The organism is Mangrovibacter sp. MFB070 (assembly GCF_000705335.1).
Taxonomy (GTDB): domain Bacteria; phylum Pseudomonadota; class Gammaproteobacteria; order Enterobacterales; family Enterobacteriaceae; genus Mangrovibacter; species Mangrovibacter plantisponsor.
Map to the genome: position 1 here is coordinate 13,966 of NZ_JJMI01000028.1, position 23,783 is coordinate 37,748.

The 23,783-nt window shown below is 49.0% G+C and carries 26 protein-coding genes; 7 read left to right on the plus strand and 19 right to left on the minus strand.

The window, feature by feature from the left end; translation table 11 throughout:
* Positions 1–3 precede the first annotated feature (3 nt).
* A complete protein-coding gene (gene prs, locus DT73_RS15465; protein WP_036111115.1) occupies positions 4–864 on the minus strand; it encodes a ribose-phosphate diphosphokinase in 861 nt (286 codons plus the stop codon).
* Between the two features lie 193 nt (positions 865–1,057).
* Here prs and DT73_RS15470 point away from each other — a divergent pair, with 193 nt between their 5' ends.
* From DT73_RS15470 to DT73_RS15485, 4 genes are all read left to right on the plus strand, one after another.
* Positions 1,058–1,777 (plus strand): NUDIX domain-containing protein, encoded by a 720-nt coding sequence (locus tag DT73_RS15470; protein ID WP_036111117.1) that lies wholly within the window; start codon positions 1,058–1,060, stop codon positions 1,775–1,777.
* Positions 1,778–1,891: 114 nt separating this feature from the next.
* Positions 1,892–2,908 carry a hydrolase gene (locus DT73_RS15475; RefSeq protein WP_036111118.1) on the plus strand — a complete coding sequence of 339 codons (1,017 nt, stop codon included), beginning with the start codon at positions 1,892–1,894 and terminating at the stop codon, positions 2,906–2,908.
* A gap of 1 nt (position 2,909) precedes the next feature.
* The gene (locus tag DT73_RS15480) at positions 2,910–3,128 is read left to right on the plus strand and encodes a YheU family protein (protein ID WP_036111121.1); all 219 of its coding nucleotides are present in this window, start codon (positions 2,910–2,912) and stop codon (positions 3,126–3,128) included.
* 100 nt (positions 3,129–3,228) lie between these two features.
* Complete coding sequence (locus DT73_RS15485; RefSeq protein ID WP_036111124.1) at positions 3,229–4,104, plus strand: phosphoribulokinase; 876 nt, start codon at positions 3,229–3,231, stop codon at positions 4,102–4,104.
* Between the two features lie 52 nt (positions 4,105–4,156).
* Here the strand turns inward: DT73_RS15485 and DT73_RS15490 are convergent, their stop codons facing one another.
* Positions 4,157–4,561, minus strand: coding sequence for an OsmC family protein (locus DT73_RS15490; protein ID WP_036111126.1), 405 nt, complete (start codon positions 4,559–4,561; stop codon positions 4,157–4,159).
* A gap of 297 nt (positions 4,562–4,858) precedes the next feature.
* On the opposite strand from DT73_RS15490, the gene crp reads away from it, so the two are divergent.
* Together crp and pstS are read left to right on the plus strand one after the other, a co-directional pair.
* The gene (gene crp / locus DT73_RS15495; RefSeq protein WP_000242758.1) at positions 4,859–5,491 is read left to right on the plus strand and encodes a cAMP-activated global transcriptional regulator CRP; all 633 of its coding nucleotides are present in this window, start codon (positions 4,859–4,861) and stop codon (positions 5,489–5,491) included.
* A gap of 210 nt (positions 5,492–5,701) precedes the next feature.
* Positions 5,702–6,739, plus strand: coding sequence for a phosphate ABC transporter substrate-binding protein PstS (gene pstS / locus DT73_RS15500; RefSeq protein WP_036111133.1), 1,038 nt, complete (start codon positions 5,702–5,704; stop codon positions 6,737–6,739).
* A gap of 119 nt (positions 6,740–6,858) precedes the next feature.
* On the opposite strand, the gene DT73_RS15505 is transcribed toward pstS, so the two are convergent.
* The 5 genes from DT73_RS15505 to DT73_RS15525 form a co-directional block, all read right to left on the minus strand.
* Positions 6,859–8,082, minus strand: a complete 1,224-nt coding sequence (locus DT73_RS15505) for an aspartate aminotransferase family protein (protein WP_152552534.1) — start codon at positions 8,080–8,082, stop codon at positions 6,859–6,861.
* 87 nt (positions 8,083–8,169) lie between these two features.
* Complete coding sequence (pabA, locus tag DT73_RS15510; RefSeq protein WP_036111139.1) at positions 8,170–8,733, minus strand: aminodeoxychorismate synthase component 2; 564 nt, start codon at positions 8,731–8,733, stop codon at positions 8,170–8,172.
* 128 nt (positions 8,734–8,861) lie between these two features.
* Positions 8,862–9,434: a peptidylprolyl isomerase A gene (gene ppiA / locus DT73_RS15515; protein WP_036111141.1), complete on the minus strand. Its 573-nt coding sequence runs from the start codon at positions 9,432–9,434 to the stop codon at positions 8,862–8,864.
* Between the two features lie 277 nt (positions 9,435–9,711).
* Positions 9,712–11,028: a cytosine deaminase gene (locus DT73_RS15520; RefSeq protein ID WP_036111144.1), complete on the minus strand. Its 1,317-nt coding sequence runs from the start codon at positions 11,026–11,028 to the stop codon at positions 9,712–9,714.
* 263 nt (positions 11,029–11,291) lie between these two features.
* Complete coding sequence (locus DT73_RS15525; protein WP_036111148.1) at positions 11,292–11,555, minus strand: hypothetical protein; 264 nt, start codon at positions 11,553–11,555, stop codon at positions 11,292–11,294.
* 687 nt (positions 11,556–12,242) lie between these two features.
* On the opposite strand from DT73_RS15525, the gene cysG reads away from it, so the two are divergent.
* The gene (gene cysG / locus DT73_RS15530) at positions 12,243–13,619 is read left to right on the plus strand and encodes a siroheme synthase CysG (RefSeq protein WP_036111152.1); all 1,377 of its coding nucleotides are present in this window, start codon (positions 12,243–12,245) and stop codon (positions 13,617–13,619) included.
* Positions 13,620–13,793: 174 nt separating this feature from the next.
* On the opposite strand, the gene trpS is transcribed toward cysG, so the two are convergent.
* The 12 genes from trpS to DT73_RS15590 form a co-directional block, all read right to left on the minus strand.
* On the minus strand, positions 13,794–14,798 hold the full coding sequence (trpS, locus tag DT73_RS15535) for a tryptophan--tRNA ligase (RefSeq protein ID WP_036111155.1): 1,005 nt from the start codon (positions 14,796–14,798) through the stop codon (positions 13,794–13,796).
* A gap of 4 nt (positions 14,799–14,802) precedes the next feature.
* Complete coding sequence (locus DT73_RS15540) at positions 14,803–15,504, minus strand: phosphoglycolate phosphatase (protein WP_036111158.1); 702 nt, start codon at positions 15,502–15,504, stop codon at positions 14,803–14,805.
* Complete coding sequence (rpe, locus tag DT73_RS15545) at positions 15,497–16,174, minus strand: ribulose-phosphate 3-epimerase (protein ID WP_036111162.1); 678 nt, start codon at positions 16,172–16,174, stop codon at positions 15,497–15,499. The genes DT73_RS15540 and rpe overlap by 8 nt, the downstream gene beginning before the upstream one ends.
* 45 nt (positions 16,175–16,219) lie before the next feature.
* A complete protein-coding gene (gene dam, locus DT73_RS15550; protein WP_036111165.1) occupies positions 16,220–17,035 on the minus strand; it encodes an adenine-specific DNA-methyltransferase in 816 nt (271 codons plus the stop codon).
* Positions 17,036–17,100: 65 nt separating this feature from the next.
* Positions 17,101–18,342: a cell division protein DamX gene (gene damX / locus DT73_RS15555; protein WP_036111167.1), complete on the minus strand. Its 1,242-nt coding sequence runs from the start codon at positions 18,340–18,342 to the stop codon at positions 17,101–17,103.
* A 90-nt stretch (positions 18,343–18,432) separates the two neighbouring features.
* Positions 18,433–19,521, minus strand: a complete 1,089-nt coding sequence (gene aroB, locus DT73_RS15560; RefSeq protein WP_036111169.1) for a 3-dehydroquinate synthase — start codon at positions 19,519–19,521, stop codon at positions 18,433–18,435.
* 59 nt (positions 19,522–19,580) lie between these two features.
* On the minus strand, positions 19,581–20,102 hold the full coding sequence (aroK, locus tag DT73_RS15565) for a shikimate kinase AroK (protein ID WP_036111171.1): 522 nt from the start codon (positions 20,100–20,102) through the stop codon (positions 19,581–19,583).
* Positions 20,103–20,404: 302 nt separating this feature from the next.
* A complete protein-coding gene (locus tag DT73_RS15570) occupies positions 20,405–21,619 on the minus strand; it encodes a secretin N-terminal domain-containing protein (protein WP_084172302.1) in 1,215 nt (404 codons plus the stop codon).
* A complete protein-coding gene (locus DT73_RS15575) occupies positions 21,616–21,939 on the minus strand; it encodes a HofP DNA utilization family protein (protein WP_084172303.1) in 324 nt (107 codons plus the stop codon). Before DT73_RS15575 ends, DT73_RS15570 begins: the two co-directional genes overlap by 4 nt.
* Entirely contained in the window at positions 21,887–22,420 is a 534-nt protein-coding gene (locus tag DT73_RS15580; RefSeq protein WP_036111176.1) for a hypothetical protein, read from the minus strand. The genes DT73_RS15575 and DT73_RS15580 overlap by 53 nt, the downstream gene beginning before the upstream one ends.
* Entirely contained in the window at positions 22,404–22,949 is a 546-nt protein-coding gene (locus DT73_RS15585; protein WP_036111179.1) for a PilN domain-containing protein, read from the minus strand. The genes DT73_RS15580 and DT73_RS15585 overlap by 17 nt, the downstream gene beginning before the upstream one ends.
* Positions 22,946–23,755 (minus strand): hypothetical protein, encoded by an 810-nt coding sequence (locus DT73_RS15590; protein ID WP_036111182.1) that lies wholly within the window; start codon positions 23,753–23,755, stop codon positions 22,946–22,948. Before DT73_RS15590 ends, DT73_RS15585 begins: the two co-directional genes overlap by 4 nt.
* Between the last annotated feature and the right edge of the window lie 28 nt (positions 23,756–23,783).

The window sequence follows — 23,783 nt, forward strand, 5'->3', positions numbered from 1 at the left end:
TCCTTAAGCCACAAATAACGTGTCAACATCCACAACAGAAAGGCGTGAATCAGCCGGAGCCTGCGCAGAAAATGAAGTGGTGGTATAAATGTGGTGAATACCCTGGCTAAGCAGGTTTTCCACCCCTTTAGAAAAAATACCGTGCGTCACATACAAACTGACTGAACGAGCTCCTGCCGCTAACAACACCTGGGCAGACCCAATAAAAGTTCCCCCGGCATCACACAAGTCATCGGCAATCAGCAGGTCCTTCCCTGCCACATCGCCACTCGCCAGTGCAAACCCGGTTAATGCACCAGTCGCCACATCTCTGTTTTTAGTCATGATGGCGAAATCTTTTGCTCCGGCGGCTGCGGCAACGGCATGGATCTTTTTCAGCGCGCCGGCATCAGGTGCCACCAGCATTAATGCGCCAGACTTCAATTGCGAGCGTAATGCCTCATGGGCCAGTAAGGCCGTTTCCTGAGGAATAATGACCATGTTGCGCACTGCCGCTGCAGCAGCTGCACTATGCGGGTCAATAACGAAAATCTTATCAAAGTTAAGGCTGTTCAGTGCGTCAGCAAAAATACGTAACGCGAAGCTGTCTCCGGGTTGCATATACCTGTCCTGCCGGGCACACGCCAGCCAGGCCAGTTGTAAGTGACTGAAGCGGATATCACACTGATGGCGGATAGCATCAACAGACTGAGCCAGCAACATCCAGTCATCCATAGTGGCAAGCCCTGTCGCCCGGACCACCATTTTGTCAGCAAAACCAGGTAACTCAGTACGCGTTTTTGCCCAAACAGCACCGTCAGGGAAACGCCCGGTTTCAACCATAACCTCCTGGTTATCAAGCCAAATACTCAGTGTCATATTCATAACCGCCTCCAATTAATGTCCCTAAGACAGTTATAATATTGTCCTAAAGACATTTTATTGCAAGCAAAAAATTGTCCCTATGACACAATTAACAATTAATGCATTGATTAATATAAGAAAAAAAACATACCCACTCCACAGCAGCACCATGTAAAATGTGACTTTGAGACAGTTATTATTGCCAGGAGTGAAGGTGGAGAGCGAAGAGCAGTACCTGAAAAATTATGACGCCAGTCGTTTCCCCTCGCCTATCGTCACGGTAGACAGCGTGCTATTCACTCTGCATGAAAAACAACTCTGTGTATTACTGGTGAAACGTAATCAGCACCCTTTTCTGGGGCTGTGGGGGCTGCCTGGCGGTTTTATTGATTTGCACAAAGATGATTCCACACAAGCAACAGCTGCGCGCAAACTGGCAGAAAAAACAGGCATTTCTCCTTCGTGGCTGGAACAACTGGAAACCTTCTCCGGGCCGAACCGTGACCCAAGGGGCTGGAGCATCACCGCAACCTGGTTTGCACTCATCGCCTGGGAGGCCTGCCAGCCACATATTGCAACAGTAAGTGATGTTCAGTGGTGTCCGGTAGCAAATCTGGAAAGCAAAGCACTGGCTTTTGACCACGCCGCAATCATTGCCGCGGCCTTGCAGCGCCTGCGGCAAAAAACGATGTACTCCCTGTTACCAGTCTATTGCCTGCCAGAAACATTTACCCAAACGCAGTTGCAGGAAGCCACCGAAGCCATTCTTGGGCAACCAGTGCAGCGTAAAAGCCTGATCCGCCGCTTTGAAGCGTCAGGAATGTTTGAAGATACCGGGCAAAGTGTTGCCACTGGGGCCCGAAAAGCGCGGTTGTGGCGGCGTAAACCCAACATCCCGGTTCACTTGTTTTCGCGCAATCTGCTGGCAGATTGAACATGAGTTGGTTATTTTTACATCAATGCCGTGAAATACATAAACGTGACGCATGACTCACGGTATAGTAGCCAGTAATTAGCGCGATAATGAATTGATACCTGTTTTACAACTATGACCCAGATTACCCCCGTCGATGCCAGTGAAGAAAACAACAGTCAGAGGGATTTTCACCCTATGCCTGGGCTTTCTAACCCGCATTTACAAACGATGCTGCCCCGTCTCATTCGCCGGCGCCTGCACTTCAACCCTTTTTGGCAGCGGCTGGAGCTTCCGGACGACGATTTCGTCGATCTTGCATGGAGTGAAGACCCACAACAGGCTCTGCATAAACCCCGGCTGGTGGTATTTCATGGCCTTGAGGGCAGCCTGTACAGCCCCTATGCCCACGGTATGATAGAAGCAGCGCAAGCACAGGGCTGGTTGGGTGTCGTAATGCATTTTCGTGGCTGTAGCGGAACACCCAATCGCCAAAAGCGGATTTATCACTCCGGTGACACTGGTGATGCCAGTTACTTTCTTAACTGGCTGAACCTGCGTTATGGTTCAGCACCCACAGCAGCGGTAGGTTACTCACTGGGCGGAAACATGCTGGCCTGCCTGCTGGCAGAACAAGGTAACCAGTGCACACTGGATGCAGCAGTTATTGTCTCAGCCCCCTTTATGCTGGAGCAGTGTTGTTACCATATGGAGCGGGGTTTTTCTCGTATTTATCAACGCTACCTGTTGAACTTACTGAAAGCGAATGCCAGCCGGAAACTGGCTGTGTACCCGGGTTCACTCCCTGTCGATTTACCCCGGTTACGCAAAGTAAAACGAATCAGAGAATTTGATGATTTAATTACTTCCCGTATTCACGGTTTTGACGACGCACTGGATTACTATCGCCAGTGTAGCGCCATGCCCCATCTGCCGAATATCGCGGTAAATACACTGATTATTCACGCAAAGGATGATCCCTTTATGGATCATCATGTCATACCAGACAGCACTCTACTTCCGTCAAATATTGAATACCAACTCACCGATCATGGTGGTCATGTCGGGTTTATCGGTGGTAGCGTCGCTCGCCCGGAAATGTGGCTTGAAAAGCGCATCCCCAGTTGGTTAACCCGTTATCTAAGTAATTAAAATGATCATTCCCTGGCAACAGATAGCACCCGATACGCTTGATAACCTGATTGAGTCCTTTGTATTACGTGAAGGTACCGATTATGGCGCGCAGGAGCGCTCACTTGCTCAAAAAGTGGCGGATGTAAAACGGCAACTGAAACAGGGTGATGCTGTTCTGGTCTGGTCTGAATTGCATGAAACGGTGAATATCATGCCCCGCACCCAATTTAAGGGCTGATTCACAGGCGTCACACACAGTATTGGCATCCACCACTATACTGCTTTAACCTGCAGTACTGTGCGTTTCACATTGCCTCTTACTGATGGAGTGGTTGTTTATGTCAGCCAAGCACCCTGTTATTGCGGTTACCGGTTCCAGTGGAGCCGGTACCACGACAACCAGCATTGCCTTTCGTAAAATATTTAATCAGCTTAATCTGCGGGCTGCCGAAGTTGAAGGTGACAGCTTTCACCGCTATACCCGCCCGGAAATGGATATGGCAATACGTAAAGCCCGCGACCTTGGCCGCCATATCAGTTATTTCGGGCCAGATGCCAACGACTTTGCCTTGCTGGAGCGCACATTCAGGCAATACGGCGAGCAGGGTAACGGCCAGTCTCGCAAATATCTGCACACTTACGATGAAGCCGTTCCCTGGAATCAGGTGCCTGGTACCTTTACCCCCTGGCAACCGCTGCCTGAACCCACAGATGTATTGTTTTATGAAGGGCTGCACGGCGGCGTGGTAACTCAGGAGTGTGATGTCGCTCAACACGTTGATCTCCTGGTCGGCGTGGTACCTATCGTTAACCTCGAGTGGATTCAAAAGCTGGTAAGGGACACCAGTGAACGCGGCCATTCCCGGGAAGCCGTGATGGATTCAGTGGTGCGCTCAATGGAAGATTACATCAATTACATTACACCCCAGTTTTCACGTACTCACCTTAACTTCCAGCGAGTGCCTACCGTGGATACGTCCAACCCCTTTGCAGCCAAAGCGATTCCTTCTCTGGATGAAAGTTTTGTCGTTATTCATTTCCGCGGGCTGGAAGATATCGATTTCCCATGGCTTTTGGCAATGCTGCAAGGGTCATTTATTTCTCATATCAATACACTAGTTGTCCCGGGTGGGAAGATGGGCCTGGCGATGGAGTTAATCATGACGCCACTGGTCAAACGCCTGGCTGAAGGGAAAAAAATCGCGGGGGCCTGATACAGGCACAGAACGGGCGGGCGCTGCAAAGTACAGCCCCCGCCATGAAAACTTAGCCTTCAACCACTTCCCATGAGTGCGTGATGGTGGCTGCTTTGCCAAGCATTAACGCAACAGAGCAATATTTTTCCGCAGACAAATCCACCGCGCGAGCCACGGCATTATCTTTCAGATCTTTCCCTGTAACGATGAAGTGCAAATTGATAGTGGTAAACAAACGCGGCGCTTCTTCCCGGCGTTCAGATGTCAGTTTGACCTCACAATCAGTCACATTATGGCGGCCTTTTTGTAAAATAGAGACAACATCAATGGCACTGCATCCACCGGCAGCCATTAGCACCATTTCCATTGGACTTGGCGCTTTATCACCGGAGTTACCATCCATCAGGACCTGGTGGCCTGAGGCGGATTCACCCAAAAATGTTAAACCTTCAACCCATTTAACTCGCGCCTGCATACTCATTACTCCCAACTAAAGTGTTATCGCAACAGATTACGCGGCATTAACAAAACAGGCAATGGAAGGCGACACAGGTCATGCTGAAACGAGACAATAGAAGACACTTCAGGAAACCTGTGCTAAAACAAACAAGATGTAACAGACTGACAGTGACGTCATACCTGTTACAGAGGAAAAAGCGATTACAGACCAAACGACTCATGGCTCGCTTCAGGAATGGGGCGATTTAATGTTGTAACGCCAACAGGGCCCTACCCTGTCTTTGAGCAAGTTTATAATAGAGGATAACCGCGCATGGTGCTTGGCAAACCCCAAACAGACCCGACTCTCGAATGGTTCTTGTCACATTGCCACATTCATAAGTATCCATCCAAGAGCACCCTGATCCATCAGGGCGAGAAAGCAGAAACGCTGTATTACATCGTAAAAGGCTCTGTGGCCGTGCTTATCAAGGATGAAGAAGGCAAGGAGATGATCCTTTCTTATCTTAATCAAGGCGATTTTATTGGCGAACTGGGGCTGTTTGAAGAAGGCCAGGAGCGTAGCGCCTGGGTTCGTGCAAAAACAGCCTGTGAAGTAGCCGAAATTTCATACAAAAAATTTCGCCAGTTGATCCAGGTAAACCCGGACATTCTGATGCGCCTTTCATCCCAGATGGCACGTCGTTTACAGGTCACTTCTGAAAAAGTAGGGAACCTGGCATTCCTTGATGTAACCGGCCGAATTGCACAGACTTTGCTTAACCTGGCGAAACAACCTGATGCAATGACCCACCCGGATGGCATGCAAATCAAAATTACCCGTCAGGAAATTGGCCAAATTGTTGGCTGTTCCCGTGAAACTGTGGGCCGTATTTTAAAAATGCTGGAAGATCAAAACCTGATTTCCGCTCACGGTAAAACCATTGTGGTATACGGTACTCGTTAATTTTACTGTATTTCATCACACATTGAGGCACGCTCCAGAGCGTGCCTTTTTGTTTTGCTCAACCCAATATCCCTTCGGCTTTACCGAACAAATTCTGAAAATTGTTCACGAATGACACAAAACTGTCACAAATTCGCCTTATTCTTCCCGGGTACTGAAAACACAGCGATTAAAAAATTATTTTTGATCTAACCTTTTCCGGGAGAAATTATGGCAATGCTTAGCTCTTCAGCCCGTCTTGTAATCGCCGCTCTGACTCTGTCCACCACAACTGCATTTGCAGCCACTAACCTGACAGGTGCCGGTGGTACGTTCCCAGCGCCGGTTTATGCAAAATGGGCTGCAGAATATCAGCAGAAAACAGGTTCTCAGGTAAACTACCAGGGAATTGGTTCTTCAGGTGGTATCAAACAAATCATTGCAAAAACCGTCGATTTTGGTGCATCTGATGCGCCAATGAGCGATGCTGATCTGGAAAAAAATGGCTTGTTCCAGTTCCCGACCGTGATTGGTGGCGTGGTTCTGGCCGTTAATATCCCGGGTATTAAATCAGGTGAACTGACTCTGGATGGCAAAACACTGGGTGATATCTACCTGGGTAAAATCAAGAAATGGAATGACCCGGCAATCACTAAGCTGAACCCGAATGCCAAATTGCCGGATACCAACATCAATGTGGTTCGCCGTGCAGACGGTTCAGGCACCTCTTTCGTCTTCACCAGCTACCTGTCCAAAGTAAGCCCGGACTGGGCAAGCCAGGTTGGTAAAGGCACCACCGTTAAATGGCCAACTGGCCTGGGCGGCAAAGGGAACGATGGCGTGGCTGCATTCGTACAGCGTCTGCCGGGTTCTATTGGTTATGTTGAATATGCCTACGCAAAACAGAACAACCTGACCTGGACTAAGTTGTTTGATGCTGACGGTAAAGCAATCGAGCCGACCCAAAAAAGCTTCAGTAACAGCGCAAAAGAAGCCGACTGGAGTAAAACCTTTGCTCAGGACCTGACTTATCAGAAAGGTGCAGATGCATGGCCAATCTCTTCTACTACTTTTATCCTGGTCTACAAAAAGCAGGAAAATGCAGAGAAAGGTGCCGAAGTGCTGAAGTTCTTTGACTGGGCTTACAAAAATGGCAACGCTATCGCTGGTAACCTGGATTACGCTCCACTGCCTGCAAGCGTTACTGAACAGATTCGTGCTGCATGGAAAGCCAATGTAAAAGACAGTTCAGGTAAAGCCCTGTACTAATCTTGATGAATGGAACACTCTGCTTCAAAAGTAAAAAGCCGGGGTTACCCGGCTTTTTATTGCTGTCCTTGAACCCCGGCACCATCAGTTAAGTGCATACAGAGAGTGCATGAGTGCAGTTACAGCCCTTTAACCACCGCTTTTATTGCATCGGCAAAACGAGCCATACCCTCTTCAATATCTTTATAATCAATAACCAAAGACGGAGCCAGACGGACTACATCCGGCCCGGCATTGAGGATCATCAAACCATTCGCTGCGGCCGCATTCAGTACATCACGCGCCCGCCCTTTGTATGCGGCACTCAATTCGGCACCAATCAGTAACCCCATTCCCCGGATATCACTGAAAACAGCGTACTGTTCATTAATCTGCTTCAGGTGTTTTACGAACAACTCGCGTTTCGCCATAACACCATCCAGAACTTCCGGCGTATTGATAATATCGAAAGCAGCACCTGCCACCGCACACGCCAGTGGGTTACCGCCGTAGGTCGAGCCATGTGAGCCAACATGGAATGCCGATGCAATCTCTTCTGTTGTCAGCATCGCACTAATTGGGAACCCACCGCCAATCGCTTTAGCACTGGTCAAAATATCGGGAGTCACATTATAGTGCATGTAAGCAAACAGCTTACCAGCACGGCCCATACCACACTGAACTTCATCAAACACCAGCAGGGCTTTATATTCGTCACACAGCTCACGCAGGCCTTTCAGGAACTCAGGAGTGGCCGCCATCACGCCGCCTTCTCCCTGAATAGGTTCCACCACAACAGCACAGGTGTGGTCATCCATAACGGCTTTCACCGCATGTAAATCATTAAAAGGCACATGAACGATATCTGCCGGTTTCGGGCCAAAGCCATCTGAATATTTAGGCTGCCCCCCCACAGAAACAGTGAATAAAGAACGTCCATGAAAAGCATTATGAAAAGCGATTATTTTTGTTTTATAAGGACTGTGGCGCGTAGACGCATAGAAACGGGCCAGCTTAAAGGCGGTTTCATTGGCTTCAGTGCCCGAATTCATAAACAAAACGCGCTCCGCAAAAGTTGAGGCTATCAGTTTTTGCCCCAGCTTCAATGCCGGCTCATTAGTAAACACGTTACTGGTATGCCACAAGGTTTCCCCCTGTGCTTTCAGTGCTTCAACCAGCGCCGGATGGCAGTGCCCTAACGCTGTAACCGCAATGCCGCCTGCAAAATCAACGTACTCATTACCTTGCTGATCCCACACTCGGCTCCCTTTACCTTTCACCGGGATAAAATTTGCGGGGGCAAAAATTGGAACGATAACGTCATCAAATGTTGAGCGGGTTACTGCGGGTTGTTCAGTTGCCATTTCATATCCACCTATGTTTAGTAGAAATGCGTAATGAAATTATAATCACAAAATATGCATAAAAAATCATTTGATAGCAATGAAAAATCAACGTTTCAGGAAATTATTCAAAAGAGCATGGCCTTGTTCACTAAGAATACTTTCCGGGTGGAACTGTACCCCTTCAATATCCAGCAACCGGTGACGGATCCCCATAATCTCTTGTTGTTCCGTCCATGCAGTCACTTCAAATACCTCTGGCAGACTCTCACGCTCAAGCAATAAGGAGTGGTAGCGGGTAACAGTCAGTGGGTTATTCAGACCACGAAAAACTCCTTGATCATTATGGTGTATCGCAGACGTTTTCCCATGCATCACCTTCGCGGCGCGAACTACATTGCCGCCAAATGCCTGACCAATCGCCTGGTGGCCCAGACAAACGCCCAGAATTGGACACCTGCCTGCATAATGGCGGATGGCTGACAGAGAAATACCTGCGTCATCTGGCGTACATGGGCCAGGAGAAATAACCAGCTTCTGTGGCGCCAGCCGGTCTATATCATCAAGGGTTATTTCATCGTTACGTCTGACCAGAACCTGCGCGCCCAGCTCACAAAAATACTGGTACAAATTCCAGGTGAACGAATCATAGTTATCAATCAGCAATAACATAGCAACTCCCGTTCTAAAAACGGGCATATTCTACCGGGTTTACACCAGGGACCGGGGAAAATAACGCCGGAGCGCAGAAAAAACTGGAGAGGCGAAGCAGGTTCATTCCCCCGCTTCGCGCCAGAAGATTATGGCAGGACTTTAGCCGAAAGGATAACAACCGGCTTGGTAGGGACATTCTGGTAAGGCCCAACATTATGAGTAGGCACCTGAGCAATTTTATCCGCCACTTCCATGCCTTTCACCACCTTGCCAAAAACAGCGTATCCGTAATCACTCTGGCCATGGTTTAAAAATGCGTTGTCCGCAACATTGATAAAGAACTGGCTGGTTGCGCTGTCTTTATCAGCTGTTCTCGCCATCGAAATTGAACCACGGGTATTACGTAACCCATTGTCAGCTTCATTCTTAATCGGTGGGTTCGTGGTTTTTTGCGTCATATCCACATTAAAGCCCCCACCCTGAATCATAAACCCAGGAATAACACGATGAAAAATCGTATTGTTGTAGAAGCCACTGTTGACATAGTCCACAAAGTTTTTCACCGTCACTGGCGCTTTTCCGCTATCCAGCACTAGCTCGATATTCCCGGCCGACGTTGTCAGCAGCACATGAGGATCCCCTTTTGCGGCGAGCGCAGAAGAGGAAATCGAAGTCAGGGCAAAGACAGCCGTAACAGCCGCCAGAGTCGATTTCAGCATGAATGGTTTCCTTTACAAGCAATAAAAAATGCAATGAAACGATTCTAAAGAGCCACCTGCCGACAAGCCAGCCATTTACTCTTTTTTACGTAACAGAATACATACACTGGCAGTAATATCACCCAGGGGCGCCCCCTACGACTCAGTGGGGTTAATAACAAGCAACAAAATGATTTCATTGAATAAAAATCATATATTCACAGCATTTACCCGGTAGCATGGGCAATCAAACACCACACATCCCGGGCCTCACTCTTCAACTGGGTGTCTGCCAGGGTTAATCGCCTGAAGGGTCAGGATTACCAACCTGTGAAAAATCAACCAGCTCGCCCCCTTTATCCACTTGCACCCAGGTTTGGGCAGGTTGCGTAGTGGTAATGATACGCCCATTGCGAACAGACCAGCGCACCGGCACCTGCCGCCGTAGCGCATCAAAACCATTCAGGGCTGGCAGAATTATCATGTTCGCCGGATGCCCTTCCACAATACCGTAATCCGCAATACCCAGTGTACGGGCACTGTTGTCTGTTATCAGCCGAATGCCCTCATCGATTTGCGGGTAGCCCATTAACTGGCAGACATGCAGCCCCATATGCAACACCTGCAACATGTTGCCCGTTCCCAATGGGTACCAGGGGTCGAAAACATCGTCATGGCCGAAACAAACATTAATGTCCGCTTCAAGCATCTCTTTCACCCGGGTTACCCCACGGCGACGCGGGTAGCTGTCAAAACGGCCTTGCAAATGAATATTCACCAAAGGATTTGCCACGAAATTAATTCCGGACAATTTCAACAACCTGAACAAACGAGAAGTATAAGCGCCATTGTAACTGTGCATGGCGGTAGTATGGCTCGCAGTAACACGCTCATTCATACCCAGTTTCAGTGCCAGTGCCGCCACCGTTTCCACAAACCGCGATTGCTCATCATCAATTTCATCACAATGAATATCCAGCGGCCGGTCATATTTTTCAGCCAGCGCAAATGCAGTATGCAAAGACTCGACACCATATTCGCGGGTGAATTCAAAATGTGGGATAGCGCCCACTACATCTGCGCCCATTACCAACGCTTCTTCAAGCAAAGCTGCGCCATTGGGGTAAGACAGAATGCCTTCCTGCGGAAACGCGACCAGTTGCAAATCAATCCAGGGCGCAACTTCCTGTTTCACTTCCAGCATGGCTTTCAGCGCAACCAGACCCGGGTCAGAAACATCCACATGACTACGAACATACTGGATCCCGTTTGCCATCTGCCACTTCAGTGTCTTCCACGCACGCGCTTTGACATCTTCATGGGTCAACGTTGCCTTGCGCTCTGCCCAACGCTCAATACCTTCAAATAAGGTTCCTGATATATTCCAGGCTGGTTCACCTGCTGTTTGCGTGGTGTCGAGATGAATATGAGGTTCAACAAAAGGGGGGAGAGCTAATCCACCATGGGCATTAAGTACATCGTTGCCTCCATGGGAGCGGTTTTCCTCCATGGGCGTTATTGCTCCAAACCGCCCGTTTTCAATAGTAATTTGCCACAAACCTTCACGCCCGGGCAGGCGAACATCCTGAATGAACCAAAACGTAGCTGGTGCCATATAACCTCCGGATGGTTGCATATTGAAAAAACAGATAGCGGCTATGACGTTATCATGCCTTTCAGTGACAGGCACAACGCATCTTCACTATGCCGTGCAACCATAGCGCCTTACAACTTCATGTGAAAACAGGAGTATTACTGAAAAAGCCAGCAGCAAGTTGCCAAACACCAGGTAAGGCAACTTGCTGGCAAGATAACAGGAGGGGAAAGCATCAGGTGCTCACAAAAGAACAATAAATTCACTGAGTTTGCATCTGTATATTATTGATAGTTTAACGTAATAACCCTTGCAGTTGCTTCTTCATTTTTTAAGGTAACTGTAATATTTTCCACCACGGACTCAATCGCCGTCCCATGTTGCTCAAAGCATATTGAACTGGTGTTATGCTTTATTGCCTGGTCAAGGCACTCAGTTCTGGCCGCAGATGCATTATCCAGAACGGAGCCGTGAAAGCGAATAACACTTGCTGATGAAAAATATGAGATAAAAAGTAAACAAATAACAACAGACTTAAATAATCGCATTGATTCCCCCTATATTTGATTCTGAACAACATTATTTTTTATTGAAGAATAACAACTCAGGAAAATAGCGTCAAAACTCCCTTATGCATTTATCATTTGATAAAAAAAACCAGACAAATATTATTCACACCGAGAAAAATAAACATCACACCAACAATGCCACAACATGGTACCCTCTCACTCCAGGTGCCCTCCACATCAGTAAAGAAGGCTCAAACAACCGGCCGGGTCAGCTTCACACACAGACATATTAATTTCGTAGTACCAGCCCCTTCCCAATAAATATAAACATGACTCACATTAGTCATAAAACCCATCACAAGCAATATAAAAAGTGGAACAATTCATTATTATAAAAGCATTTACAATTCAATTTTTAAAGCCAGTTAATATTTACAAACCACCCCCAACAAAAAAAACATAACGACCATCGTTATAACTATCACAGTAGAAAGATGCCATTACGAGCTATATAGTTATCTTTCTGACTATATGCTCGCATACTATATATCAGTACCCTACAACCAATAACGTGGTATCACGCATACCCAACTCCATCTGAATACTGAGTCCATTTTTGATGGGCAAGGATCTGTACGCTTTTGTACAGCTATGAGATAGTCTTCGCCTTACTGTCGAAATGCTTATCGCACTGGCCCGCACAAGCGGGAGGAACGAGGAACTGCTGTGGATTATTTGCCTATTTTTTGTGAGCTGAAAAACCGCGACTGCCTGCTGGTTGGTGGAGGAGATGTCGCTGAGCGTAAAGCCAGGTTACTGATGGATGCTGGAGCAAACGTCATCGTCAATGCCCGGGAGTTTACCCCACAGTTCACAGTTTGGGCTGAGCATAAGCAGTTGTCACTGGTTAAAGGTGATTTCTCCCCCGCGTTAATGGACAACTGTTGGTTGGTGATTGCCGCAACAGACGATGACCAAACCAATCAGCACGTTAGCCAGGAAGCAGAGCAGCGTAAGCTTTTTTGTAATGTTGTCGATGCCCCGAAACGCGCGTCATTTATCATGCCATCAATTATTGACCGCTCCCCCATCATGGTGGCGGTGTCTTCCGGTGGTACAGCACCTGTTCTGGCACGGTTACTACGCGAAAAGCTTGAAGCAGTGTTGCCTCAACACCTGGGTAAGGTGGCCCAATTTGCCGGGCAGTTGCGCCAGCGAGTCAAAGATACTTTCACAACAATGGCTGAGCGTCGCCGTTTTTGGGAAAAGTTGTTCGCCAATGACCGGCTTGCGCAATCTCTGGCGAATAATGATCAGGTCGCAATCCATTCGCAAACCGAAACCTTGTTCTCCACACCACTGGATAACCAGGGCGAAGTGGTTCTGGTTGGTGCAGGTCCTGGCGATGCTGGGCTTCTCACGCTAAAAGGACTACAGCAAATCCAGCAGGCCGATATTGTTGTGTATGACAGGCTGGTTTCTGACGATGTGATGAAACTGGTGCGCCGCGATGCTGACCGTGTATTTGTGGGCAAGCGTGCGGGTTATCACTGCGTCCCACAAGAAGAAATTAACCAGATATTGCTCAGAGAAGCGCAAAGTGGGAAACGTGTTGTCAGGTTAAAAGGTGGCGATCCGTTTATTTTCGGGCGTGGTGGCGAAGAGCTGGAAACGCTGTGTGAGGCAGGGATTCCATTTTCTGTCGTCCCGGGTATTACTGCAGCGTCTGGTTGTTCTGCCTACTCAGGTATTCCACTGACTCACCGTAATTATGCGCAAAGTGTTCGCCTGGTTACCGGGCACCTTAAATCCAGTGGAGAAGAGCTGGACTGGGCCAGTCTTGCTGCAGAGAAACAGACGCTGGTATTTTACATGGGGCTGAATCAGGCTCCGGCTATCGAGAAAAACCTGCTTGCCTGTGGAATGCCAGCTGAAACACCCTGTGCTCTGGTAGAAAACGGTACCGCGACAACACAGAAAGTCGTGCAGGGTACGCTGGATAAACTGGCCGTACTGGCACAACAAGTACAGAGCCCAAGCCTGATTATTGTTGGGCAAGTGGTTGGGTTACGGGAAAAATTAAACTGGTTCAGTAACCATTAAACAAAAGCCCCCACAATGGAGGCTTCAGGCAGATGACATTCTCATGTCCACAGCGAACGAGAGGATGTCATCCAATAGAAAACAAAGAAAAGCAATTCATTGGTTTTCGTCTGTCAGCTTAAGAGAAGAAAAAACCACGTTTTTTCTTCTCTTTCATCACCCGGCCTTTGAAAATCAAGGCTTAGCAACGAAACCAATCGCTTCGTATACTTTATTCAGGGTTTCAGCTGCCTGGGCCTGCGCTTTCTTCGCCCCGTCTCGCATAATTTGCTGCAAGAAAGCTTCATCATTGCGATAGCGATGGAAACGCTCCTGAAGCTCGCTCAACATACCTGAAACGGCATCGGCTACTTCACCTTTGAGGTGGCCATACATTTTGCCTTCAAAGTGTTGTTCCAGTTCAGGAATACTCTGCCCGGTAACAGCAGACAAAATATCCAGCAAGTTAGATACACCAGCTTTATTGGCAACATCATAGCGAACAACAGGTGGCTCGTCGGAGTCAGTTACCGCGCGTTTGATCTTCTTAACCACTGATTTAGGATCTTCCAGCAATCCGATCACATTGTTGCGGTTATCATCAGACTTGGACATTTTTTTGCCCGGCTCAAGCAGTGACATAACACGAGCGCCAGATTTAGGAATAAAAGGTTCCGGCACTTTAAACACATCGCCATAAATCGCATTAAAGCGCTGAGCAATATCGCGGCTTAATTCGAGATGTTGTTTTTGATCCTCACCAACCGGTACCTGGTTAGTTTGGTAAAGCAAAATATCTGCCGCCATCAGAACCGGATAATCAAACAGACCGGCATTAATGTTCTCGGCATAACGTGCAGATTTATCTTTAAACTGCGTCATACGGCTCAGCTCACCAAAATAGGTGTAGCAGTTCAGCGCCCAACCCAGTTGGGCATGTTCCGGCACATGAGACTGAACAAAAATGGTGCTTTTTTCCGGATCAATGCCACAAGCAAGGTACAGAGCCAGAGTATCCAGTGTCGCTTTGCGCAGTTTCTCAGGATCCTGGCGGGCCGTAATGGCGTGCAGATCCACAATGCAATAGATACAGTGGTAATCATCCTGCATGTTCACCCACTGACGCAGTGCACCCATATAGTTACCAATAGTTAATTCACCTGATGGCTGTGCACCACTAAAAACGATGGGCTTACTCATTTTTTCATTCCTGATTGTCATTGTGCGGGAGCCCAATAATGGGCAGGAGATCACTGAAACGATCACAAACAAAGTCAGGCTGACTTAACGTGATCGATTCACCATAGTTGTAACCATATGTCATGCCAGCAACGCTGACAGTAGCGGCTTTTGCGGCCTGGATATCATTGCGCGAATCCCCCACAAACAGTAATTCATGAGGGTACAGCCCCAGTTTACCCAGTACCAGGTACAGTGGAGCCGGGTGCGGTTTTTTGGCAGCGACATCATCACCACCAATAACCAGGTCAAAATAATCGGCAATACCCAGTGTTTCCAGAATCGGCCGGACAAATGGCGTAGGTTTGTTGGTCACTATCGCCATTTTAACACCGTGCTCACGCAGGGTTTTCAATGTATCCGCAACCGCCGGGAATAAATAACTGCCTTCCTCTGCATACTGGGCATAATACGTATCAAACAGGCGCCGCATCATACCTGGCTGGCCATCCTGAGGTGATTTATCTTTCAGGGCCCAGGTAAGCGCTCGTTCAACCAGAATATCCGCGCCATTACCAATCCAGGTTGTCACGCGGTCTTCACCTGCAGCCGGCAACTCAAGGGCATACAATGCGCTGTCAATGGCATCAGTCAGGCCAGGGGCACTATCAATTAATGTACCATCAAGGTCGAATGCGATGCCTTTAATACCTTCAAGCTTACCCATGGCTAACTTTTCCCAGCTCTTCACGCATTTGCTCAATCACTTGCCTGTAGTCTGGTTGCCCGAAAATGGCCGAACCGGCAACAAACATATCTGCGCCAGCTGCCGCAATTTCGCCAATATTCTCGACTTTCACGCCACCATCAACTTCCAGGCGAATATCGAACCCTGAAGCATCGATACGCTGGCGCACTTCACACAACTTATCCAGAGTCTGTGGGATAAAAGACTGGCCGCCGAACCCCGGATTCACGGACATCAACAAGATGACATCCAGTTTATCCATTACATAGTCAAGGTAACTGAGCGGTGTGGCAGGGTTAAATACCAGGCCGGCTTTACAACCATGCTCTTTAATAAGTTGTAAGGTGCGATCAACATGTTCGGACGCTTCCGGGTGAAACGTGATAATACTGGCTCCTGCAGCCGCGAAATCCGGGATTAACCGGTCAACAGGCTTCACCATCAAATGAACATCAATGGGCGCCGTAATTCCGTACTGACGCAGTGACTTCAACACCATCGGCCCAATAGTCAGGTTCGGCACATAGTGATTATCCATCACATCAAAATGAACCACATCTGCACCAGCAGATAAGGCTCTTGCGGTATCTTCGCCAAGACGGGCAAAATCCGCCGACAAAATTGAAGGGGCAATGAGATACTGTGTCATCCGCGTCTCCATTTTTAAAAATGCATTATGCGGCAGCGAAATTGCTCAGACGTTATAGAGTGCCAGAAGTTCGTCTACTTTCTTGCGCGTGCCGCCGTTACTGCTGATGCTGCGCCGAACTTTTACAGGCAACAGCATACTAGCCAGCCTGTACCATTCCCGCGTCAATATCGTGTCATGATTAGAGATCAACACAGGAACGCGTTTTTGCCGCAACTTTTCAGCCAGACAAGCCAAATGCTGTTGTTGTTCGGCATTAAAACTGTTGGTGTGATATGCCGTAAAGTTTGCTGTTTCTGACAAAGGCGTGTACGGCGGATCACAATAGACAACCGCACCTTTCACTGCCCTGGCCATGCTGGAATCGTAAGACTCACAGACAAACTCAGCCCGCTGAGCTTTTTCTGCGAACAAAAACAATTCATCTTCGGGGAAATAAGGTTTCCTGTAACGCCCGAAGGGAACATTAAATTCACCACGCAGATTATACCGGCACAAACCATTGTACCCATGGCGGTTCAGATACAAAAAAAGTAATGCCCGCTGAAATGGGTCAGTGCTTTTGTTAAACGTGTCACGTAATACGTAATAACGTTCAGCACAGTTGTTTTCTGGAACAAAAAAAACTTTTGCTTCAGTAACATACTCCTCTGTACGTGTCTTAACGATGTTGTACAGACTAATCAGATCGCTGTTGATATCTGCGAGGAGATAACGAGAGTACTCTGTATTCAGGAAGACAGAACCCGCCCCGACAAAAGGCTCAATCAGGTACTCGCCTTCGGGGAGATGACGTTTAATGTCATCGAGCAGGGGGTATTTCCCCCCTGCCCACTTCAGAAAAGCGCGATGTTTTTTCATGCTGTATGACTAAATTACCTTCTCCCGCTGTGGAGAAGCTCCGACAGCATCCTGCGCTTTATACACTATTTAAGATCAGCCTGAACCTGATGAATGGGTTTGGTCCAGGGGTTTTTCGCCTGTACATCCGCAGGGAGCGATGATACTGCGCGTTTGGCATCATCGCGATTTGCATAAATACCGCTTACCAGAACATACCAGGGTTGGCCATTACGCGTTGTCTTGTACACAACATAATCTTTAAGCTGCTCTTTTTTAGCCCAGGATGACAAGTTTGCTTCGTTAGAAGAGCTGCTTAATTGCAAGGTGTAATGACTACCTGGCGCTGATTTCAAAGCATTGACATTGCCAATAGTACCGCCAGAAGTTACAGCAGGTGCAGGCGTCGTTTTTGCTACCGCCACATGCTCCTCAACAACTGGTGCAGAACGAACTGGCTCAGCCTTCTTCACAACCGGTGCAGGTTCTCGGGTTTTCACCGGCGCAGGCTCTGTTGCCTTCGCTGTTTTTGTCCTGGCAGGTTGAGAAGGCTCAATAACCACTTCGCGGCGTGTTTTTGCCGGCTCAGTGTGACGCACGGTGCGCTCCGGTGCAGCCACAGGTGAAGACTTACCATTCACAGGGGCGACCGTTGCGGGTTCCGTCGGCAGGGTTGAACTCGCAACAACGTTATTAATTTGCCCTTGTTGCTGAGTCAGAGCGGTATTGAGATCACCCGGCACATCCACGCGTTGTTCCGCATTATTAGCGGGTTGCGCAGGGTCAATAGCCTGCGAAGGCGTCGATGAAACGGGTGGGACAGAGATTTCTTGTGGTGCATTGTTGCTCTGAGCAACCTGACCATTGTTGTCTGCTACGGGTGCAGGAGTATTATTTTCCTGTGAAGCAGAACCGGAGAGATCGATACTTTTTTCACCACCAGAGGCAGCCGCAGAGGATGAATCGCTGGGCGACTTGGGTGATTGCAGTGCAGAACCAATCCCCAAAATCAGCACCAACAGAACCAGTATCCCCACCCCCATCATAATATGCTGGCGTGAAACTGGGCCTTTAGAAGGAGCAGACTTCATTTTTTTACGCTTAGGTGGGCGACGCGCGGGTTGTTCCCCACTTTCATCAACCTCATCATACTCCTGCGCATCGCTGTCACGCCGTGAACGCGATGGACGGCGCTCATCTGCATCAATATCTACATCATCCATGTTGATACTGGGCTCATTGTCATAGTCTGCAGACTGGCGTGAGCGGCCAGGATGACGGTCGCTGGGATCTGGTTTCAGACCGTCTTCCGGTTTTAATTCATCCATTTAACACCCCATTCAAAGGCGAAGAGTGTTAATACCTCATTCGCCCGAAGTTAAAGGCCACTTTGGGTGGCTAATCTCATGTCTTTGTAATCACGCCTGAAGGCAATCTGTGATAGCACTGAGAACAAGGTCGTGCGATACGCCTGCCCGTACTTCACTTTTACCAATAGCCAACGGAAGAACCAGGCGTAGTTCTCCCGCCAGAACTTTCTTATCCCGCATCATATGCGGCATATATGCAACCGGATCCATACTTTCCGGGCCGATTACCGGCAACCCTGCACGCTTAAGGAGTGTAATGATACGTAGCGTATCTGCTTCACTAAACTGCCCCAGGCGCTGAGCTGTACGAGCGGCCATTACCATTCCCGCAGAAACGGCTTCACCATGCAACCAGTTTCCGTACCCCATTTCAGCTTCAATGGCGTGCCCGAAAGTATGACCAAGGTTAAGTAAAGCACGTTGGCCACTTTCACGCTCATCGGCGGCCACCACTTCAGCCTTCAGTTCACAGCAACGGCGGATACAGTAAGACATTGCCGCAGGCTCCAGTGCCACCAAAGCATCCAGGTTATTCTCCAGCCAGTTGAAGAAATCAGCATCAAGAATAATCCCGTATTTAATCACTTCAGCAAGACCAGATGCTAATTCACGGGGAGGTAACGTTTTCAGACAATCGATATCAATGACAACTGACGCAGGTTGATAAAATGCGCCAATCATATTTTTTCCAAGGGGGTGGTTTACCGCTGTTTTACCACCAACAGATGAGTCAACCTGGGAAAGCAACGTTGTGGGAACCTGAATAAAACGAACACCACGTTGATAACTTGCTGCAGCGAAACCGGTCAAATCACCAATCACACCGCCGCCCAGGGCTACCAGTGTGGTATCCCGACCATGGGGTTTTTCAAGCAATGCGGTAAAAACTGAGTCAAGTACTGACAGGCTCTTGTACTGTTCACCGTCTGGCAGGATAACGACATCGACGTTAACCCCAGCCTGTTCAAGCAAGTGCCGAACCCGGTCAAGATAAAGTGGCGCCAGGGTTTCATTTGTCACAAGCATCACTTGCTCACCTGATTTCAGGGGCCAGAAAGAAGCGGATTCATTAAATAACCCTGATGCGATGGTAATTGGGTAGCTACGCTCCCCTAATGTCACCGTTAACCTTTCCATGACGCCGTTACCTTTTGTTGTGTATTACCCCTGCCGGGCTACGTTCACATCAACTGAAATCAGTTACTTTCCAGCATATTAATTATTTGATTAGCAACAACCTTCGCGCTTTGATCGTCAGTGCGAATGACAACATCGGCAATCTCTTCATACAGAGGATTGCGCTCATCCGCCAACGCTTCGAGAACTTCCCGAGGGGGCATGTCTACCTGGAGTAACGGACGTTTTTTGTCACGTTGCGTACGCGCCAGCTGTTTTTCAATGGTGGTTTCCAGATACACCACAACACCGCGCGCAGAGAGACGATTACGCGTTTCACGAGACTTCACAGACCCGCCGCCGGTAGCCAGGACAATACCCTGCTTTTCGGTCAGCTCATTGATAATTTTTTCTTCGCGCTCGCGAAAACCCTGTTCGCCTTCAACGTCAAAAACCCAACCGACATCGGCTCCAGTACGTTTCTCAATTTCTTGATCGGAATCGAAAAATTCCATATTGAGCTGTTGAGCCAATTGCCGCCCAATAGTGCTTTTGCCGGCACCCATAGGCCCAACCAGAAAGATATTGCGTTTCTCTGCCATTTTTTCGGTACTACTAAGACAATTCGTTAATGATAAACCCACCATGCAACGTCCGGGCACGGCAGGAAATGAACTGAAACCTCTTATGCGATAGTGCGAGAGTCAGACTAAAAATTATCTCAACACTCAAGGTGGTTTGGCAACCGAATAAATTACTACTTCGCGGATATCCCCAGAATAAGCCCTGAGCCTGAAGCGGCCCGGCCCCACCTAAAACCGGTACATCTTGTATGATAATTCCAGCCTCAGGTCAAACACCATGACGGGTTTAACTAAACTTATTTGTATACATCTTTTATTTGTCAGATTTCTGCCAGATGCGTGGTGATAAAAACAACCAGCTCCCGGCGCTCATCTTCTTTTATTTGATGGCGAAATAAACCGCCAATCAATGGAATGGATCCAAGAACAGGGACCTGAGCCACACCATCACGTTGTTTATGCTGAAAAATACCGCCAAGAACAATGGTATCGCCATGGCGTACATCAATGCGGGTTTCTATTTCCTGTTTATCTATAGCCATAACATCGCCCTCCGCACGCTGTAAAACCTGACCAGGGGCATTCTGAGTGATACGTAAATTCAGGCGTACCCGTTTATCTGGCAGCACTACAGGGGTGACTTCCAGCCCAAGAACCGCTTCTTTAAACTCAATAGTCGCTGCCGAAGAATCCGTACCTGAGGTCTGGTAGGGAATTTCACTCCCTTGCTTAATACTGGCCGGTTGCTGATGTGCAGTAATCAGGCGTGGGCGTGCAATAATATCCAGTTGCTGGCGTTGTTCCAGAGCCGACAACTCCAGCGCCAATAAATTACTGTCCACCCGGCCAATATTAAACCCAAGACTGGTACCGCCCCCGGTAACCGCCAGTTCTGCAGAGCCTGAAACCTGCCGGGAGCTCCCTTGCCACTTCACGCCCAGTTCCTGCAAACTTTGCTGGTTGATAGTCACGATATGAGCCGCCAGTTCAACCTGGCCTAATGGTAAATCCAGTAACTCAACCAGTGCCTGTACGCGGTCGAGAGCCTGTTGTGTATCATTTAGCATCAACCTGCTGGTGCGTTTATCGACCACCATAGACCCGGAGCCGGACAGGCCGTTATCACCCAGTTCACGAATGGCAGAAGCTACCCGCTCGACATCAGCATGCTGTACAACAAAAACGGACTGCTTTTGCGGCAGGCGAGACTGCTGCTGCGCTTTTTCTTCCCTCTGCGCCTGGCGCTGCTGGTTGGCCCATTCACGCGTATTAATACGCAAAATATTGCCCTGCACTTTTCCTTCCAGTTCGGCAATTTCAAGTACTACGGAAAGCGCCTGTTCCCAGGGGACATCCACCAGCCGTAATGACACCAACCGTTCACCTCCGTTCGCGATCACAACATTGAGCTGCCTGCCCTGCGCAAGCGCCTGCAACACCTGAGCTACTGGCACATGGTCAACCACCAGGGAAACCGGTGTGGCGCCACACCAGGCTGACCACAAAAATACCAGGCTCACCAGCCATCCCTTCATGTTTCGTTCCTCCCTGAAGGCAGTAAAATATGCTCAGGTGCCGAACACACTGCCACCCGGCGGACTACCATTTGGTGTTCGGAAACCGGGCCAACAAGCCAGCTATCGCCCAGTGCATCTCCCTCCACCACACGTAACCACCGCCCACTGCCCGCACTGACAATGCCTTGTAGCATTGTTCCCTGGCGTACCACTCCCATAAAACGCCATTCATCCGGTACATCTGACGAACAGGTTGTTGTCAGTGGAACGAATGGATTTCGCAATTCACTGCTGACCAGCACAGGCACCCACAACATCAACAACATTATCTGACGCATCCATCATCTCCAGTTCCAGCTTCACGCTAACCTGCTCACCTTCATCAGCCTGCAACTGGAACCCTAATAACCTGACCGGTTCACCAGCCAGTGCCGTGAATAACTGCGAAACACCCTCCCAGGGCAAGGACAAATTCAGTTCGGCTTTACCACCATCTCCCTGTATCCCCCAGCGTAATATTATTCCTCCCACATCGCGGCTAAAACGCTGGGCGGAAAATACCGTGGCAGACTGCTCAGCACATAAATGCTGTTGTTCCAGTTCAGACACTTTCTGGCGTAACCGTAACCAGTGAGCCTGTTGTTGTTGCCATTGAGTACGCTGAATATTTAATTGCACACCAGAATCTGCAATCTGTTGTGTTACCGGAACAATCCAAATCAACCAGCCAATACCAGTACAAACCGCCATCAGCACAAACAAAAGCACTGCCTTTCTGGGGCCGGAAAGTGCCAGCCAGTGTTCAACTATCAATGTCATCCTTTTCACCCTGCAGGGTAAATCCAAAGTGAATCTCGCCATTACGCCGGGTGATATGGTTAACTTTTAGTTGGTGAAACCCAGGCCAGGCCGCCAGTGCTGTTTCGCAGGCCAGTGTGCCCTCAGCCGATAGCCCAACCCCTTCAACCGACAGAGTGTTATGTTGCACAACCAGCTCAGTAATCCAGGTATCTTCCGGTAACTGCTGGCTGAGATACACCAGGCTCTGCTGCCAGTGGCGCAAGTTTTGTTGGCGCTTTTTCATGGCGTCACTGCTCTGGCGTATCTGTGCTAACTGGGCAAGCTTGGCTTCCAGCCCGGCTACCGCATGTTGCTGCCGGTTATATAAAGCGGGGAATGGCGCAGCCATATTCTTATGAACACGTAAACTGGCATGCAAAGGCTGAACAACAATTACCAGGGTAATGCCGACACAGCACAGTGCGATAAATAAGTACCGCCCCCACAGCCAGAACAACGATTTGCGCCGCTGAGCCCGCCACGGCAAAAAATTCAGCGAGCCACTCATGCCGGATACCTCCCCAGCGCCAACCCCAGCGCAATGACAAATGGGCCGATGTTCTCAGGCAAAGGGGGAGCTACCAGATGGAGTACGTGATACGGATCCAGCCACTCTTGCGATGGTTCCGTTAGCACCTCATGCGGCCCACAGAAATGAATATGCTCAGCCTCGCACCCCAACCGGGCCAATAAACCAGGTATGCCAGCCACATCGGAAAACCGCGTGGAACCCCATTGTTGAGGGCCATACCATAACCAGTCCTGCTGACTGCGATAGATAACCCAGGCGTTGTCTCCCTCCTGAGCCTGATACGGAGCCAGTGCCAGCGCATCAGGAGTAATTGCGCTCAGGTGACACTGACTCTGGGTAAAGTACTCCTGCAAACGTGCCACTTCGTCTGCCGGAGCAGTAACAACACTGACATGCTTGCTGCCAGCACTGGCAACATAGTCCCAGCACAATTGGCTGGCAGGCATATCCAGTTGTTGTGCTGCCATTTGACCGATATAGCGGCAGGTATCTGACTCAGTCATCGCCATGGCGGGTAATACCAGTTGCTGTTGGAGCGTACGCCCGGCGGGGATTCCTACCCGAATACGGTACCCGGCAGGTAACGAGCGCCTTAACTCCCCCAGCGCTGAAACGACATCAGCTTGCGGAGGCAGTTGTGTATCAGCCGGTGAATGATGAGACATCGGCCATTCCCACCAGCCGCGCAACTGCCACCCATAACGCCGGTGTTGAACAGCCACCGCCCGAAGACTGTCTCGCTGAATATCCACCCCCACCTGCCACTGCGCTGCTGGACGCATCTCATCTTCCTCCCTGACCTAAAAGTAA

Coding starts and splice junctions, on each gene's coding strand:
- trpS (WP_036111155.1), bottom strand. CDS start 14,798: ATGAGTAAGCCCATCGTTTTTAGTGGTGCACAGCCATCAGGTGAATTA.
- DT73_RS15490 (WP_036111126.1), bottom strand. CDS start 4,561: ATGCAGGCGCGAGTTAAATGGGTTGAAGGTTTAACATTTTTGGGTGAA.
- DT73_RS15585 (WP_036111179.1), bottom strand. CDS start 22,949: ATGAGTGGCTCGCTGAATTTTTTGCCGTGGCGGGCTCAGCGGCGCAAA.
- DT73_RS15505 (WP_152552534.1), bottom strand. CDS start 8,082: ATGGCAACTGAACAACCCGCAGTAACCCGCTCAACATTTGATGACGTT.
- crp (WP_000242758.1), top strand. CDS start 4,859: ATGGTGCTTGGCAAACCCCAAACAGACCCGACTCTCGAATGGTTCTTG.
- DT73_RS15590 (WP_036111182.1), bottom strand. CDS start 23,755: ATGCGTCCAGCAGCGCAGTGGCAGGTGGGGGTGGATATTCAGCGAGAC.
- pstS (WP_036111133.1), top strand. CDS start 5,702: ATGGCAATGCTTAGCTCTTCAGCCCGTCTTGTAATCGCCGCTCTGACT.
- DT73_RS15580 (WP_036111176.1), bottom strand. CDS start 22,420: ATGACATTGATAGTTGAACACTGGCTGGCACTTTCCGGCCCCAGAAAG.
- aroB (WP_036111169.1), bottom strand. CDS start 19,521: ATGGAAAGGTTAACGGTGACATTAGGGGAGCGTAGCTACCCAATTACC.
- DT73_RS15480 (WP_036111121.1), top strand. CDS start 2,910: ATGATCATTCCCTGGCAACAGATAGCACCCGATACGCTTGATAACCTG.
- DT73_RS15520 (WP_036111144.1), bottom strand. CDS start 11,028: ATGGCACCAGCTACGTTTTGGTTCATTCAGGATGTTCGCCTGCCCGGG.
- DT73_RS15525 (WP_036111148.1), bottom strand. CDS start 11,555: ATGCGATTATTTAAGTCTGTTGTTATTTGTTTACTTTTTATCTCATAT.
- rpe (WP_036111162.1), bottom strand. CDS start 16,174: ATGACACAGTATCTCATTGCCCCTTCAATTTTGTCGGCGGATTTTGCC.
- damX (WP_036111167.1), bottom strand. CDS start 18,342: ATGGATGAATTAAAACCGGAAGACGGTCTGAAACCAGATCCCAGCGAC.
- ppiA (WP_036111141.1), bottom strand. CDS start 9,434: ATGCTGAAATCGACTCTGGCGGCTGTTACGGCTGTCTTTGCCCTGACT.
- pabA (WP_036111139.1), bottom strand. CDS start 8,733: ATGTTATTGCTGATTGATAACTATGATTCGTTCACCTGGAATTTGTAC.
- DT73_RS15575 (WP_084172303.1), bottom strand. CDS start 21,939: ATGCGTCAGATAATGTTGTTGATGTTGTGGGTGCCTGTGCTGGTCAGC.
- dam (WP_036111165.1), bottom strand. CDS start 17,035: ATGAAAAAACATCGCGCTTTTCTGAAGTGGGCAGGGGGGAAATACCCC.
- DT73_RS15485 (WP_036111124.1), top strand. CDS start 3,229: ATGTCAGCCAAGCACCCTGTTATTGCGGTTACCGGTTCCAGTGGAGCC.
- prs (WP_036111115.1), bottom strand. CDS start 864: ATGAATATGACACTGAGTATTTGGCTTGATAACCAGGAGGTTATGGTT.
- DT73_RS15570 (WP_084172302.1), bottom strand. CDS start 21,619: ATGAAGGGATGGCTGGTGAGCCTGGTATTTTTGTGGTCAGCCTGGTGT.
- aroK (WP_036111171.1), bottom strand. CDS start 20,102: ATGGCAGAGAAACGCAATATCTTTCTGGTTGGGCCTATGGGTGCCGGC.
- DT73_RS15475 (WP_036111118.1), top strand. CDS start 1,892: ATGACCCAGATTACCCCCGTCGATGCCAGTGAAGAAAACAACAGTCAG.
- DT73_RS15540 (WP_036111158.1), bottom strand. CDS start 15,504: ATGGGTAAGCTTGAAGGTATTAAAGGCATCGCATTCGACCTTGATGGT.